The organism is Pseudomonas sp. LJDD11 (assembly GCF_024584215.1).
GTDB lineage: Bacteria > Pseudomonadota > Gammaproteobacteria > Pseudomonadales > Pseudomonadaceae > Aquipseudomonas.
This window is the reverse complement of sequence record NZ_JANJFL010000009.1, coordinates 65,204-79,793: the sequence shown is the minus strand read 5'-3', so window position 1 is coordinate 79,793 and position 14,590 is coordinate 65,204. Positions and strand designations below refer to the sequence as shown.

Genomic DNA, 14,590 nt, shown 5'->3' with positions numbered 1-14,590 from the left:
GAATCCTGATCGAAGACATTCCGGCCTGCTCGGCGCTCTGTTCGCGTTCTGCGTTCTGCTTGCGCCACTGGCTCAGGCCGCGCCGCTGCCAGACCAGGCGGCCATCGCCAGCCCTCACGCCCAAGCGACCGAGGCCGGTCAGCGAATTCTGGCGGCAGGCGGCAATGCCTTCGATGCCGCCGTGGCAGTCAGTGCCGCCCTGGCGGTCGTCGAGCCGTATGGCTCCGGTCTTGGCGGCGGCGGCTTCTTCCTGCTGCGCGAGGGGGGTGATCAGCCGCAGTATCGGTTTATCGATGCACGGGAAAAGGCGCCACTCCAAGCCACTTACGATCTGTATCAGCGCGACGGCAAGGTGCAGGCCCAGCTGTCGCTCAACGGTGCACTGGCCGCTGCGATTCCGGGTTTGCCCGCTGCACTGGTGGAACTGGCCGAGCACTATGGCCAGTTGCCGCTCAAGACCTCATTGGCACCGGCCATCGCCTTGGCCAACAGCGGTTTTGCAGTAGACCCCATCTACCAGAAGCGCGCCCGCATGCGCCTGTCAGCCTTGCGCGACGACCCGGAAAGCGCACGGCTGTTTCTCGACAACGGTGATATCCCAAGTATCGGCACCCTGATCCGCCAACCGGAACTGGCCGTGACCCTGGAGCGCCTGGGCCGCGATGGCCGCGAAGGTTTTTATGGCGGTGAGACCGCGCACCAGTTGATCGCCGGTGTCCAGGCTGCAGGCGGTATCTGGACCCATCAGGACTTGCAGCAATACCAGGTCGCCACTCGCCAGCCGCTGCGCTGGCCACTGGCACAACAACGCGAGTTGATCAGCGCCCCGCCGCCCTCCGCCGGCGGCGTGGCGCTGGCCCAGAGCCTGACCATGCTTGAACACCTGCCATGGAGTGAAGCCCAGGGCAGCCAGCGCATCCATTACGTGCTGGAGGTGCTGCGCCGCGCCTACCGTGACCGTGGCCAGTTGGGCGACCCGGATTTCGTCAGCAATCCGATCCCGCAGTTGCTGGACCGTCAGTACCTGAAAACCCTGGCCGCCAGCATCGATCCACAGCGTGCGACCCCAAGTGCCGAGTTACCGCCCTCGCCCGCCTGGCGCGAAGGCGATCACACCACCCATTTCGCCGTGCTCGACCGCGCCGGCAATGCGGTGTCGGCGACTCTGTCGATCAATCTGCCATTCGGCGCAGCCTTTAGCGTGCCCGGCACCGGTGTGGTGCTCAACGACGAGATGGATGACTTTGCCGCCGACCCGCAAGGCAGTAATGCTTACGGGCTGGCGGGCAGCCAGGCCAATTCGATTGCGGCGGGCAAGCGACCATTGTCGAGTATGAGCCCCAGCTTCATCGAAAGCCCCCAGGCCTTCACTGCGTTCGGCACACCGGGTGGCAGCCGTATTCCGAGCATGGTACTGCTGGCCATGCTGCAGTACCTGGACGGCCAGCCAGTCCCGGCCTGGCCAGCACTGCCCCGCTATCACCACCAATATCTGCCGGACGTGGTGGAATTCGAACCGGGAGCGCTGAGCGCGCAGATCCAGGCACAGCTAAAGAGCCGCGGCTACAGCCTCAAGCAGACCGCCGACACCTTCGGCAACCAGCAGGTGCTGTTGTGGGACAAGCAAAAACGCAGCGTTGAGGCGGCCAGTGACCCACGTGGCGTGGGGGCTGCGAGGGTCTTTGATTGATCTTCACGCTGTCTTGCAAAGACGGGCCTTGTGGAACTGCCGGGACGCCTTCGCGGCTGAAGCCGCTCCTACCGGTTTCGACAGCCGTCATTCCTGCCTGTTGTAACCATCTCCGGTGCAGCCCAGACAGCGCACGAAGGCAGCCTTGCCCGGATCGACCACCAGTGCCTTGCCTGCACGACCGATGCCGCCGCCGGTGGCGGTGAATGGCAGGGAGATGACAAACAGGCCGGCACCGGCCACGGTGGCGGCAATCAGTAGCGGTCGGGCGATCAGCAGGTCACCGATCATGGCAAAAGCCGGCGGGTTCTGGATTTCATAGACCGGGTCGCCACTGGCATCCGGGCGATCAAACGCGGCCATGGCCGGCATGGCCTGCAGGCCGATGGACAAGGCCAGAGTGGCAGCGAGAATGCGAAACGGGCTCATGCTGGATCCTTGGGCTGGGTAAGTGCAATGCGCCTAACTATAAACAGCGACTGCGGTTACGCAAGGCCCAAGGTCATGCAACAAATCTCCGGCCGGTAACAGATCAGGCTCAGCGCTGACACTTCGGACAAAAGACCGTGGCGCGCTGACCCAGTTTGATTTCCCGCAACAGGCTGCCGCACACCTTGCACGGCAGCCCACCCCGGCCATAGGCGAACAGCTCCTGCTGGAAATAGCCGGGCTTGCCGTCACCACCGATGAAATCACGCAAGGTGGTGCCGCCACGCTCGATGGCATAGGCCAGGATACGCTTGATTTCGACGGCCAGCTTTACATAACGCGCTCTGGAAATGCTGCCCGCCTCACGGCGCGGGTCGATACCGGCAGCGAACAAAGCCTCGGTGGCGTAGATATTGCCGACCCCGACCACCACCGCGTTGTCCATGATGAACGGCTTGACCGCGATGGACTTGCCCCGCGACTTCTCGTACAGGCGCAGGCCATCGAACAGATCGGTCAGCGGCTCCGGCCCCAGGCGCACCAGCAACTCGTGATTATGCGGGTCCTGGCTCCAGAGCATGGCGCCAAAGCGCCTTGGGTCGGTGTAGCGCAGCGCCAGCCCCGACTCCAGCTCGATATCCACATGTTCGTGCTTGAGCGCCGGCAGACCCGCCTCGACCAGGCGCAGGTTACCGGACATGCCCAGATGGCTGATCAGCGTACCGACTTCGGCCTGGATCAACAGGTATTTGGCGCGTCGCCCGACCTCGACAATGCGTTGCCCCGAGAGGCGCACATCCAGGTCTTCCGGCACCGGCCAGCGCAGGCGGTGATCGCGCACGATCACCCGGCTGACCCGCTGACCTTGCAGATGTGGCGCGATACCGCGGCGGGTGGTTTCGACCTCTGGCAATTCAGGCATCAGTGGCCGCTCAGTTCGCGGATGCTTTCTTTGAGGTACTCAAAATCGTATTCGGACAAGCCGACATAATCGAGGACCAGCGGGCCGACCACTTCCCACTCATGGTCGGTCTCCTGATTGCCCAGCACCTGGAAGGACTGGCAGATGTGCTCGGCCATCTTCAGCGGCCCCAGCAGGTTTTTCAGCGGGGCATTGCGGCTCGATTCGTCCTGGAAGATCGCCAGGGCATTGTGGTGGTTGGCGATGGCCGCACACAGGTGTTCGGGCAACCGCCATGATCTGGCCGTGTAGTAACCGACCACCGCATGGTTGGTATCGAACGCGGCATTTTCGGTGTCCACCACCCGGTGGCTCTCGTTGGCATTGGCGTAGGCGTTTTCCAGCACTTGCATGTAGTCGGGGAAACGCTTGAGCATCAGCGGCACACCGCAATCGTGAAACAGCCCCAGGGCATAGGACTCGTCGACCGTCTGCGAGCCGATGCGCTTGGACAGGGTCAAGCTGGTCATCGCCACGTCCTGGGCTGTGTCCCAGAAGCGGTTGAGGGTCACGATGGTCTCGTCGCTCATCTCGCCCTTGATCGACTGGGCGTTGATGAGGTTGATCACCGTACGACTGCCGAGCAGGTTGACCGCACGGTCGATGGACGCAATTTTGTTGGTCAACCCGAAATGCGCCGAATTGACGATTTTAAGCAAAGCCCCGGAAAGCCCCGGGTCTTGGGAAATCAGTTTGGCGATGGTGCCCAGATCAGGATCGGGCATGTACTGCTCCATCTGCAAATCGACAAGGATCTGCGGCTGCGCAGGCACGCTGATACCTTGCAGGGCTTGCTGAATCTGCTCGGGGGTCAGTTCGGGGGTCAGCTCTTGGGGCATAGGTACGTACTCGAGGCCATGATCGGATTTTGCCCCCTTAATCAATAACGGTCCATCACCAAAACGGGTGATTTATTCTGAACTTTGCCGCCAGCCATGCTTCGGAACTAAAGACACCGGCAGCCAGCGAGCGGCCTCGACCGCCCGCCTGACAAGGCCTGCCCCAAGTCTGCACACCGATTCAGGAGAGCCTCATGTCCACATCCCTGCAGGGTAAACGCGTCGCATTTTTGGTAACCGATGGTTTCGAACAGGTCGAGCTGACCGGCCCGCAACAGGCTCTGGAAGCCGCTGGCGCGGCCACCGAGATTCTGTCCAGCCAGTCAGGCCAGGTCAAAGGCTGGAACCATGACCAGCCGGCCGATGATTTCAAGGTCGACCGCACCTTCAAACAGGCCGCCGAACAAAACTACGACGCCGTCGTGTTGCCGGGCGGAGTACAGAACTCCGATACCATCCGCATTGACCCCGACGCTCAGCACATCGTACGCCTGATCAACGGCCAGAACAGGCCATTGGCCGTGATCTGCCACGGTAGCTGGCTGCTGATCAGCGCTGACCTGGTGCGCGGCAAGAAGCTGACCAGCTACAAGACACTCAAGGATGACCTGGACAATGCCGGTGCCGACTGGGTCGATGAACCGGTGGTCATCGACGGCAACCTGATCAGCAGCCGCGACCCCAATGACATCCCGGCCTTCAACGAGGCGTTGCTCAAAGCCTTGTCCTGATCGTCGATTAATTCACGTCATCCCGGCCGGTAACCGGGGTGACGCGCTATAATCCCGCTCTTTTTTCCGGAGCGACGTGATGTCTCTGCCCAGCCTGCGCCTCAAAGCCAACGCCGACCGCCGCCTGCGGGCCGGTCACCTGTGGGTCTACAGCAACGAGATCGACGTTGCCGCCACGCCCCTGAACAGGTTTTCGGCAGGTGACCAGGCCGTCCTGGAAGCCGCCAGCGGCAAACCGCTGGGCATCGTGGCCATGAGCCCGAACAACCTGATCTGCGCCCGCCTGTTGTCGCGCGACATCAAGCTGCCGCTGGACAAGTCGCTGCTGGTGCACCGCCTCAACGTTGCCCTGTCGCTGCGTGAACGGCTGTTCGACAAACCCTTCTACCGTCTGGTCTACGGCGACTCAGACTTGCTGCCAGGCCTGGTGGTAGACCGCTTCGATCACATTCTGGTCGTGCAACTGGCCTCAGCCACCATGGAACAGCACAAGGACGACGTGATCGCCGCGCTGGTCCAGGTGCTCAAGCCCAGCGGCATTCTGTTCAAGAACGATTCCAGCGCCCGCGACGCCGAAGGGCTGAACCGCTACGTCGAAACCGTCTACGGCGCCGTACCTGACTGGGTCGCGCTGGAAGAAAACGGCGTGAAGTTCGAAGCACCGGTGCTTGACGGCCAGAAGACCGGCTGGTTCTACGACCACCGCATGAACCGCGCGCGCCTGGCACCCTACGTCAAAGGCAAGCGCGTACTGGACCTGTACAGCTACATCGGTGGCTGGGGCATCCAGGCCGGTGCGTTCGGCGCCAGCGAAGTATTCTGCGTCGACGCCTCGGCCTTTGCCCTGGACGGCGTAGAGCGTAACGCGGCGCTGAACGGCTTCGCGGAAAAGGTCACCTGCATCGAAGGTGACGTGTTCGAAGCCTTGAAAGAACTCAAGGCCGCCGAAGAGCGTTTCGACGTGATCGTCGCCGACCCGCCAGCCTTCATCAAGCGCAAGAAAGACCTGAAGAACGGCGAAGGCGCCTACCGTCGCCTGAATGAACAGGCCATGCGCCTGCTCAGCAAGGACGGCATCCTGGTCAGCGCCTCGTGCTCGATGCACCTGCCTGAAGATGACCTGCACAACATCCTGCTGACCAGCGCCCGCCATCTGGATCGCAACATGCAAATCCTTGAGCGCGGCGGCCAGGGCCCGGACCATCCGGTGCACCCGGCGATTCACGAGACGCGCTACATCAAGAGCATCACCTGCCGGTTGCTGCCTAACAGCTGATACACAAAGCAGCTTCAGTTACCCGGGTCTTTTTCAGGATCCGGGGCATTCTCCCCGCTTGACTCCATAGCCACTACGCCCTGCAGGTCCATGCTCAAACCCTCCGTAGCTTTCCTGAAGGACGCACCGACAGCCAGCTGAACACCCAACGCAATGACAAACCCTAGCATCACCACGCCATCCGGTATGGGATCGTCCGTAGAAAGGCGATAAAGCACCATGGCGAAGAAGCCCCCACCAAGAATACCCATAATGGCCAAGACAGGCCTGAAAGAACTTATCGGATTTCCCAGTGCACGAATCGCATCGCACTGCGCTTCAGTGGCAACCTGCTCAGCACAGCAGGAAGGACACGCAATAGGCTCCAGAGCAAAAATCCTGATTTGCTGTTTATAGCCAGGTACAAATTGCTTCTGACATTCGCCACACGTCACCTTGAGCCCCACCACAGCGACAAACTTGCTGCCCACCTCTTCACCTCATCACTTGAGCCGACCGACGCCAGCGAGATCCATTCAGTGCGGGCATCCTATCGGGACGATAAACGAGGGAAAAACCCTCGACAGCAACTTCAGAAAATCCCTACAAACAAAACTGCTTTGTCGCAGGATGATTTACCGCACGACGATCAGACGCCATGCCAAGCACGCCCGAGCGGTGTAGAATCGGCGCTATTCATCGCCAGTCATCCCCCGGCGGGTTTATGAGCTCAGGCCGAGTGCACGGTGATCCCGTAGCTTTCGGTTATTTCCCTGCATGCGATCAATGCCGTCTTGCATGTGGATCACTAGAAGCTCACTCCCCTTGATGGGCACCTCTGAAAACTTAGGCGAGGCAGTCAGCGCAAGGCGAAACAGGCAAGGAAGCGCAGTGTGCTGAAGCACATGAGCATTCCGAGTCCGGTTTCAACGCAGCAATGACAACGCAGGCCGTTTTTAGAGGTGTCCGACTGATTAGCCTGATTTGCCGGAGTCCCCCAATGCCTGATTATCGTTCCAAGACTTCCACCCATGGCCGTAACATGGCCGGTGCCCGTGCCCTGTGGCGTGCCACCGGCATGAAAGATGACGACTTCAAAAAGCCGATCATCGCCATCGCCAACTCCTTCACCCAGTTCGTACCGGGCCATGTGCACCTCAAGGACCTGGGCCAACTGGTCGCCCGTGAAATCGAACGCGCCGGTGGCGTGGCCAAAGAGTTCAACACCATCGCCGTGGACGACGGAATCGCCATGGGCCACGACGGCATGCTGTACTCGCTGCCGAGCCGCGAGATCATCGCCGACGCCGTCGAGTACATGGTCAACGCGCACTGCGCCGATGCCATCGTGTGCATTTCCAACTGCGACAAGATCACCCCCGGCATGCTGATGGCCGCCCTGCGCCTGAACATTCCAGTGATCTTCGTTTCCGGCGGCCCGATGGAAGCCGGCAAGACCAAACTGGCCAGCCACGGTCTGGACCTGGTCGATGCCATGGTCATCGCCGCCGACTCGACCGCTAGTGACGAAAAAGTCGCCGAGTACGAGCGCAGCGCCTGTCCGACCTGCGGTTCGTGCTCCGGCATGTTCACCGCCAACTCGATGAACTGCCTGACCGAAGCCCTGGGCCTGGCCCTGCCGGGCAACGGTTCGACCCTGGCGACCCACAGCGACCGCGAGCAGCTGTTCCTGCAGGCCGGGCGCACCATCGTCGAGCTGTGCAAGCGCTACTACGGCGAGAACGACGAGTCGGTGTTGCCGCGCAACATCGCCAACTTCAAGGCGTTCGAGAACGCGATGATGCTCGACATCGCCATGGGCGGTTCGACCAACACCATCCTGCACCTGCTGGCAGCGGCTCAGGAAGCCGAGATCGCCTTCGACCTGCGCGACATTGATCGCCTGTCGCGCGTGGTGCCGCAGCTGTGCAAGGTGGCACCGAACATCCAGAAGTACCACATGGAAGACGTGCACCGCGCCGGCGGCATCTTCAGCATCCTCGGTTCGCTGGCCCGTGGTGGCTTGCTGCACACCGACCTGCCGACGGTGCACAGCCGCTCCATGGAAGAAGCCATCGCCAAGTGGGACATCACCCAGACTGACGATGAAGCCGTGCACACCTTCTTCAAGGCAGGCCCGGCCGGCATCCCGACCCAGACCGCGTTCAGCCAGTCGACCCGCTGGGAAAGCCTGGACGACGACCGTGAGAACGGCTGCATCCGCAGCTTCGAGCACGCCTACTCCAAAGAAGGCGGCCTGGCCGTGCTGTACGGCAACATCGCCCTGGACGGCTGCGTGGTGAAAACCGCCGGCGTGGACGAGTCGATCCATGTCTTCGAAGGCAACGCCAAGATCTTCGAAAGCCAGGACAGCGCGGTGCGCGGTATCCTCGCTGACGAAGTGAAAGCCGGCGATATCGTGATCATTCGCTACGAAGGTCCGAAAGGCGGCCCGGGCATGCAAGAAATGCTCTACCCGACCTCCTACCTGAAATCCAAAGGCCTGGGCAAAGCCTGCGCCCTGCTCACCGACGGCCGCTTCTCGGGCGGTACTTCGGGCCTGTCCATCGGCCACGCTTCGCCTGAAGCAGCATCCGGCGGTGCCATCGGCCTGGTGCGTGACGGCGACAAGGTCCTGATCGACATCCCGAACCGTTCGATCAACCTGCTGGTCAGCGACGAAGAACTGGCCGCCCGCCGCGTCGAGCAAGACAAGAAAGGCTGGAAGCCGGTCGAAGTCCGCCCACGCAAGGTGACCACCGCCCTGAAAGCCTACGCCCTGCTGGCCACCAGCGCCGACAAGGGTGCGGTGCGTAACAAGGCGCTGCTCGACGGTCTCTGAGTTGGTGCGGTAAATAAAAAACCGGTGCATTGCGCCGGTTTTTTTATGCTGCCGAGGGTAGGAGCGGCTTCAGCCGCGAAATCTTCGCCGCTAAAGCGGCTCCTACGAGGCTCCGTGTTTGCTGTGCGGCAGCGCGGCGCCGAGGCAGCGGGTAATCTTTTACTGAATCTCTTCCGGCTTGACGATCACCCAGTTCTTGTCCGCCGTTACCGGCAGCCCTTCTTTGGCCTGAGCTTCGGCATTGGCCTTGATCATGCCGTTAAGCTGGGTCATGTACTTGTCCTTGCGGTTGATCCACAGGTGTACGCCGCCCTTGTTGACGTCTACCCCGTGAAACAGCATGTAGCCGTCGCTGGTCGGTGTATCGCCAGCCACCAGTACCGGTTTTTTCCACTGGTCGATATAGGTCAGGATCGCCGCCTGTTTGCCCGCCATCCAGGTGGCCGGGGTCCACAGGTAGGGGGTCAGTTCCAGATCCAGGTTGGCTTTGGGGTCATATTGCTTGTCGGTGATCTGTTTGCGCGCGGTGGTCAGTTGCTGGGTTTTGCGATCCTTGAGCATCATGGTCACGCCGATGACGTTTTCCGGTTTGACGTTGTAGCCGTACTTCGGATCGGAGGCGACCATGCGCACCAGTTCTTCGGAAGCGGCGGTCATCACATAGACCTCGATGCCGTTCTCCATCAGCTTGTTGTACAGCTCGGTCTGCCCGGTAAAGATTTTCGGCCGCTGGACTTCAAGGGTCTTGACCGTGTCGCCATCGTAATAAGTGGCCGGGATCGGCTTGTCGAGGGCCATCAGCTCATCGACGTAGCCTTTGAGTTCCTTGAGGGTAAAGCCTGAGAACACCTGGGCCACCCACGGGTAGCAGACCATATCGTCCAGTTCGCACAGGCGGTAGTAGTAACTGAACAGGCTTTCTTTATGTTCGGCGGTGTCTTTGAAGGGGATGAGTTTCAGCGAGGGGTCGAGCTTGTCACGGGTGATCAGGCCTTTGCTTTCCATGTACGGCAGCAGTGACTCTTCGAGGTCGAAGCGATAGCTGGTGTTGTCCATGTCGAACACCGCGTAATTGCCTTTGTTGGCGTTGGCCGCAATCATCGCGTCCAGCGCCTTGGCGGCGGGTTCTGGCCAGTGTTTGAGTTCCGTGGCCGATGCCTGCAGGCTTAGCCCCAGGCCCAACCCCATGCAAAGTGCGGCCGCTAACAGTCGTGGTGCAAAGTTCATCGTGGTGCCCCTTCGTGATAGATGAGGCCGACCGTAACAAAATTGCATTGCAGCTAGCGCATCGCTGCGACCGCTTCGATTCCGATCACGCCAGACTCTTTGCCATGCGCGACAACCGACCACGAAAGCGACACTTTTATGACACAAAGATGACTTAGGCGCCCCGGCGTTCCCAGACATCGAAGTGGTAAGCCGGCTTGTCGCCCTCTGCCGCATTGGGCTGGGTCGACACCACCTGCCATTGTGCGGTGTCGAACTCAGGGAACCAGGCATCGCCCTCAATGCTGAGTTCAATGCGAGTCAGGTACAGACGGTCTGCGTGGGGCAAGCCCTGCGCATATAACTGCTGGCCGCCGATGAGCATCACCTCGGTTACGCCCTGCTCTTGCGCCCATTGCTCGGCACGCTCCACTGCGGCCTCCAGCGAGCTGAACACCTCGGCACCATCGAGGTGCAGGTCGCGCTGGCGGCTGACCACCAGGTTCAACCGGCCAGGCAAGGGTCGCCCCAGCGAATCCCAGGTCTTGCGCCCCATGATGACTGGCTTGCCCAGGGTCGTGGCCTTGAAGTATTTAAAGTCCCCCGGCAGATGCCAGGGCATGGAGTTGTCGATGCCGATCACCCGGTTTTCGGCCATGGCGGCGATCAGGCTGAGAGGAAGATGCTTTTTCATGCGCCCAAGAATACAGGGAACTGTTAGCCCTCAATAGCTCTCCCAGCGGTTATGCTCGCTATCTGTAATCTTTCAAGAGATGTTGTGTGACTGCCCCGACTCCTCTAGACACCCTCTGGCTGACTGAAGCCGTACGCCTGCGCGAAGCCCAGGCCGGCCTGCTTGATGACCAGCAGGCCAACCGCCAGGCGCGCAGCGCCGGTGGCGACCTGCAGGCCCGTATTCAACAGCGCGCCCTGTGGCTGGCTGAACGCGACGGCATGACGGCTGCATTGCGGCGCTGGAAGCAGGGCGCCCGCCTGGCATTACTGGCGTTGCTGCTGGTCGCGGTCATCAGCGGCGCCGGGCTGGCGTTCGCCGCGCTCGGGGATACACCCGGCTCGATCAACGTGTTCCGGGCACTGGGCAGCTTGCTGGGGCTCAACCTGCTGCTGTTGCTGGGCTGGGCGCTGGGCATGCTACTGAGCCGGCATACCGGCGCCGGCCTGGGCCAATTGTGGCTGTGGCTGAGCAACCGGCTGGCCCGCGATGCGCAAGCCGTGCAACTGGCGCCCGCCTTGCTGGTGATGCTGCAACGCCAGCGCCTGGAGCGCTGGGTGCTGGGTTTGTTAAGCAATGCGCTGTGGCTGGTGGCGCTGTTGAGTGCGTTGATCACTCTGCTGGCAATGCTCGCCACCCGGCGTTACGGGTTTGTCTGGGAAACCACCATTCTGGGCAGCGACACCTTCGTCAGCCTCACTCAGGCGCTGGGCCGCCTGCCAGCCCTGCTCGGCTTCAGCGTACCGGATGCCGAGACCATCCGCGCCAGTGGCAACAGCATCAACGGGCTGGAACAGGCCAGGCAAACCTGGGCGGCCTGGCTGATCGGGGTGTTGCTGATCTACGGCATCCTGCCACGTCTGCTGTTGACCCTGCTGTGCCTGTGGCGCTGGCGGCGCGGTCGTGACGCACTGGCCCTGAACCTCGACGATCCGGCCTGGCAACCGCTGCGCGAGCGACTGATGCCGAGCAGCGAGCGGCTCGGCATCAACGATGCAGCCCCCGAGCGGCTGCATGAGGTGGGCACACCTGGTGCTGCACTCAGTAGCGACGGCGCGGTGCTGGTCGCCCTCGAACTGGACAACCAGCACGACTGGCCGCCCCGGCACGCACCGCACGTACTCGACGCAGGCATTCTCGACAGCCGCGAATCCCGCCATCGCCTGCTGGAGCAACTGACCGGTACGCCACCGGCACGCTTGCTGATTGCCTGTGATCCACGCCGCTCACCGGATCGAGGCAGCCTGGCGCTGCTCGCCGAGCTGGCGCGCAATGCCGGCCAAACCCGCCTGTGGCTGCTGCCGGCACCCGCAGGGCAAAGCCTTGATCCCGAGCGGCTTGGCGACTGGCACGAGGCGCTGAATGCGCTGCAACTGCCTTACACTGAGCAACCCGCCATGACCTGGCTGGAGTCCGGCCATGACTGAAACCACTCATGTATTGAAACTGGCTGTGGTCGGCCACACCAATGTTGGCAAGACCTCGCTGTTACGCACCCTGACTCGCGATGTCAGCTTCGGTGAAGTCTCGCATCGGCCCAGCACCACCCGGCACGTGGAAGGTGCCCGGCTTTCGGTAGACGGCAAGCCGCTGCTGGAGCTGTACGACACGCCCGGCCTGGAAGATGCCATCGACCTGCTCGACTATCTGGAGCGACTGGCCAGCGGCGAACGTCTGGATGGCCCGGCACGTCTGGCGCGTTTTCTCGATGGTAGCGAAGCCCGCCAGCGCTTCGAGCAGGAAGCCAAGGTGTTGCGCCAGTTATTGAGCTGCGATGCCGGCTTGTACGTGATTGATGCCCGCGAACCGGTACTGGCCAAGTACCGTGACGAGTTGGCGGTACTGGCCAGTTGCGGCAAACCCTTGTTGCCGGTGCTCAATTTCGTCAGCAGCGCGCAAGCCCGTGAAGGCGACTGGCGCGAAGCGTTATCGCGATTGGGCCTGCATGCGCTGGTACGCTTCGACAGCGTTGCCCCACCAGAAGACGGTGAGCGGCGCCTGTACGAGAGCCTGGCGTTATTGCTGGAAACCGCGCGACCGCGCCTTGAGCGGCTGATTGACGATATCGAGACGCAGCGCGTTGCCCGCCGTCAAAGTGCCGCATTACTGATTGCCGAGCTGTTGATTGACTGCGCTGCCTGCCGACGCAGTGTCCAGGCCAGTGCCGATCCGGAACGTGAGGCCATCGAAGCCTTGCACCAGGCCATCCGGCAACGCGAACAGCACTGCGTCGAAGCCTTGCTCAAGCTCTATGCGTTTCGTCCGCAGGATGCTTCAGCCGCCGATCTGCCGTTGCTCGACGGCCGCTGGGGGGATGACCTGTTCAACCCGGAAACCCTGCGCCTGCTGGGCGTGCGGGTCGGTGGCGGCGTCGCGGCCGGAGCCGCCGCCGGAGCCGGTGTGGATTTGCTGGTGGGCGGCATCACTCTGGGCGCTGCCGCACTGGCAGGCGCCATTGCCGGGGGCGCGCTGCTGACGGCTCGCAGTTACGGCAATCGCCTGCTCGGCAAACTCAAGGGCCAACGCGAGCTGACCGTGGACGATGCCGTGCTGCGCCTGCTGGCCTTGCGACAACGGCAACTGCTGCAAGCACTCGGCAGCCGGGGTCATGCAGCGATGCAAAGCATCGAACTCAGCGCCCCGCAAGACACGCAATGGCGCGAAGGCAAACTGCCCGCCCCGCTGCGCAAGGCCAGGGCACATCCGCAGTGGTCGATGCTCAATACAGGTGCAAAGCTCAACCAGGCTGAACGCCAGGAGGCGCGGGAAGCGCTGGCGCAGAAACTGCTGGACCTTTAGCCAGCCACCTCCCGTCGCTTGCCTGCATTCACGGATACATCCGCGTCTACCCCAAACGATGGCGGCCCGGTATGATCGCGCGCCCGTGCTTGGCCCTATATATAGAATTCAAAAATGAAACCTCAGTTGATTGCCGCCGCCGAAATCGACCGCCTGGAAACCTGGGCCAAATATTCCAGCCACATGTGCGGAGGCTGTATGTCCAGCTGCTGCACACTCCCTGTGGAAGTAAAGATCAAGGACCTGATCCGCATCGGGGTCGTCGATGCGTTCGAGCAGGGTGAGCCGCCGAAGAACATTGCCAAGCGCTTGCTCAAGGAAGGCATCATCGAGCGTTTCAATCAAAAGTCGGGGATTTTTACCATCCAGCGCATGAGCAACAACGATTGCCTGTACCTGGACCGCAAGAGCCGGCTGTGTACCATCTACGACAAGCGCCCTGACACCTGCCGCAACCATCCGAAGATCGGCCCTCGGCCGGGTTACTGCGCTTACAAGCCCAAAGCCGAGGAGCGCAGTAGTAGCAACGCGCTGAATCAGAACTCGGCGCGGGTACCAATCAAATTCTGAGTTTCTAATGAATCAAAACCCCCGGGCGGTGCCCAGGGGTCTAAGCGTGCAACGAATAGCGCTGGGTGCTAGTTAGCCCAGATGGAACCCTGTAATGCTTCCTGCCTCGTCAACCTGGATGTGGAGGCGATTAGGGTCCATTTCTCTGCTGGTACTTTCATCTGGCCCGACAATACGGCCGATTTGGGTCAGTTCGGAGATGTAACCTTTGAGAGTGCCGGCATATTCGGCACCAATCAGATGATCGATGCGCTTGAGGGCTTCTTCACGGGGAACACGGCCAATAATTTTCATTTTAATGATCCTTCATTTAATAGAGACGCCCTTGATTGGGCCAGCTCGATTCTCCACCTCACCCAGTCGCCTCACGCGGTACATATTCATATTGCCCGCCTTGTAAATCTCTCCGCATGTTTCCAGTTGTGTCTCACACCCTCCAGCGCCTCGTCATGCTCACCACGTTTTTTCAGCCATAAAAAAACAAGCACACCTTCTTGTGCGGAGGGGGGGGGGGTTCCGCCGGGGGCGCCGGACC

14 protein-coding genes are annotated in these 14,590 nt (G+C 61.5%); 7 read left to right on the top strand and 7 right to left on the bottom strand.

Annotation, left to right across the window (positions count from 1 at the left end; genetic code table 11):
- Positions 1–25: 25 nt before the first annotated feature.
- Positions 26–1,690, top strand: a complete 1,665-nt coding sequence (gene ggt, locus NRB16_RS12840; RefSeq protein ID WP_373568463.1) for a gamma-glutamyltransferase — start codon at positions 26–28, stop codon at positions 1,688–1,690.
- Positions 1,691–1,777: 87 nt separating this feature from the next.
- Here the strand turns inward: ggt and NRB16_RS12835 are convergent, their stop codons facing one another.
- The 3 genes from NRB16_RS12835 to NRB16_RS12825 form a co-directional block, all read right to left on the bottom strand.
- On the bottom strand, positions 1,778–2,119 hold the full coding sequence (locus NRB16_RS12835) for a hypothetical protein (RefSeq protein WP_045486360.1): 342 nt from the start codon (positions 2,117–2,119) through the stop codon (positions 1,778–1,780).
- A 109-nt stretch (positions 2,120–2,228) separates the two neighbouring features.
- A complete protein-coding gene (gene mutM / locus NRB16_RS12830; RefSeq protein WP_045486357.1) occupies positions 2,229–3,041 on the bottom strand; it encodes a bifunctional DNA-formamidopyrimidine glycosylase/DNA-(apurinic or apyrimidinic site) lyase in 813 nt (270 codons plus the stop codon).
- Positions 3,041–3,853 carry an HDOD domain-containing protein gene (locus NRB16_RS12825; RefSeq protein WP_257106305.1) on the bottom strand — a complete coding sequence of 271 codons (813 nt, stop codon included), beginning with the start codon at positions 3,851–3,853 and terminating at the stop codon, positions 3,041–3,043. Before NRB16_RS12825 ends, mutM begins: the two co-directional genes overlap by 1 nt.
- A gap of 260 nt (positions 3,854–4,113) precedes the next feature.
- Between NRB16_RS12825 and NRB16_RS12820 the strand changes: the two genes are divergently transcribed.
- Both NRB16_RS12820 and NRB16_RS12815 read left to right on the top strand, forming a co-directional pair.
- Positions 4,114–4,650, top strand: a complete 537-nt coding sequence (locus NRB16_RS12820) for a type 1 glutamine amidotransferase domain-containing protein (RefSeq protein ID WP_045486355.1) — start codon at positions 4,114–4,116, stop codon at positions 4,648–4,650.
- Between the two features lie 79 nt (positions 4,651–4,729).
- Positions 4,730–5,926: a class I SAM-dependent rRNA methyltransferase gene (locus NRB16_RS12815; RefSeq protein ID WP_045486352.1), complete on the top strand. Its 1,197-nt coding sequence runs from the start codon at positions 4,730–4,732 to the stop codon at positions 5,924–5,926.
- A 14-nt stretch (positions 5,927–5,940) separates the two neighbouring features.
- Here NRB16_RS12815 and NRB16_RS12810 read toward each other — a convergent pair whose 3' ends face one another.
- Positions 5,941–6,396: a hypothetical protein gene (locus NRB16_RS12810; RefSeq protein ID WP_257106272.1), complete on the bottom strand. Its 456-nt coding sequence runs from the start codon at positions 6,394–6,396 to the stop codon at positions 5,941–5,943.
- Between the two features lie 509 nt (positions 6,397–6,905).
- On the opposite strand from NRB16_RS12810, the gene ilvD reads away from it, so the two are divergent.
- Complete coding sequence (gene ilvD, locus NRB16_RS12805) at positions 6,906–8,747, top strand: dihydroxy-acid dehydratase (protein WP_253112151.1); 1,842 nt, start codon at positions 6,906–6,908, stop codon at positions 8,745–8,747.
- Positions 8,748–8,906: 159 nt separating this feature from the next.
- Here the strand turns inward: ilvD and NRB16_RS12800 are convergent, their stop codons facing one another.
- Positions 8,907–9,974: a phosphorylcholine phosphatase gene (locus tag NRB16_RS12800; protein WP_045486345.1), complete on the bottom strand. Its 1,068-nt coding sequence runs from the start codon at positions 9,972–9,974 to the stop codon at positions 8,907–8,909.
- A 154-nt stretch (positions 9,975–10,128) separates the two neighbouring features.
- Positions 10,129–10,647, bottom strand: coding sequence for a dihydrofolate reductase (locus NRB16_RS12795; protein WP_253140253.1), 519 nt, complete (start codon positions 10,645–10,647; stop codon positions 10,129–10,131).
- 86 nt (positions 10,648–10,733) lie between these two features.
- On the opposite strand from NRB16_RS12795, the gene NRB16_RS12790 reads away from it, so the two are divergent.
- The 3 genes from NRB16_RS12790 to NRB16_RS12780 all read left to right on the top strand — a co-directional run bounded on the left by NRB16_RS12790 (position 10,734) and on the right by NRB16_RS12780 (position 14,055).
- Complete coding sequence (locus NRB16_RS12790) at positions 10,734–12,113, top strand: DUF2868 domain-containing protein (protein WP_253112146.1); 1,380 nt, start codon at positions 10,734–10,736, stop codon at positions 12,111–12,113.
- Positions 12,106–13,485, top strand: a complete 1,380-nt coding sequence (locus tag NRB16_RS12785; RefSeq protein WP_257106271.1) for a GTPase/DUF3482 domain-containing protein — start codon at positions 12,106–12,108, stop codon at positions 13,483–13,485. Before NRB16_RS12790 ends, NRB16_RS12785 begins: the two co-directional genes overlap by 8 nt.
- 114 nt (positions 13,486–13,599) lie before the next feature.
- The gene (locus tag NRB16_RS12780; RefSeq protein ID WP_257106270.1) at positions 13,600–14,055 is read left to right on the top strand and encodes a YkgJ family cysteine cluster protein; all 456 of its coding nucleotides are present in this window, start codon (positions 13,600–13,602) and stop codon (positions 14,053–14,055) included.
- Positions 14,056–14,127: 72 nt separating this feature from the next.
- Here NRB16_RS12780 and NRB16_RS12775 read toward each other — a convergent pair whose 3' ends face one another.
- Positions 14,128–14,349: a hypothetical protein gene (locus NRB16_RS12775; protein WP_257106269.1), complete on the bottom strand. Its 222-nt coding sequence runs from the start codon at positions 14,347–14,349 to the stop codon at positions 14,128–14,130.
- Between the last annotated feature and the right edge of the window lie 241 nt (positions 14,350–14,590).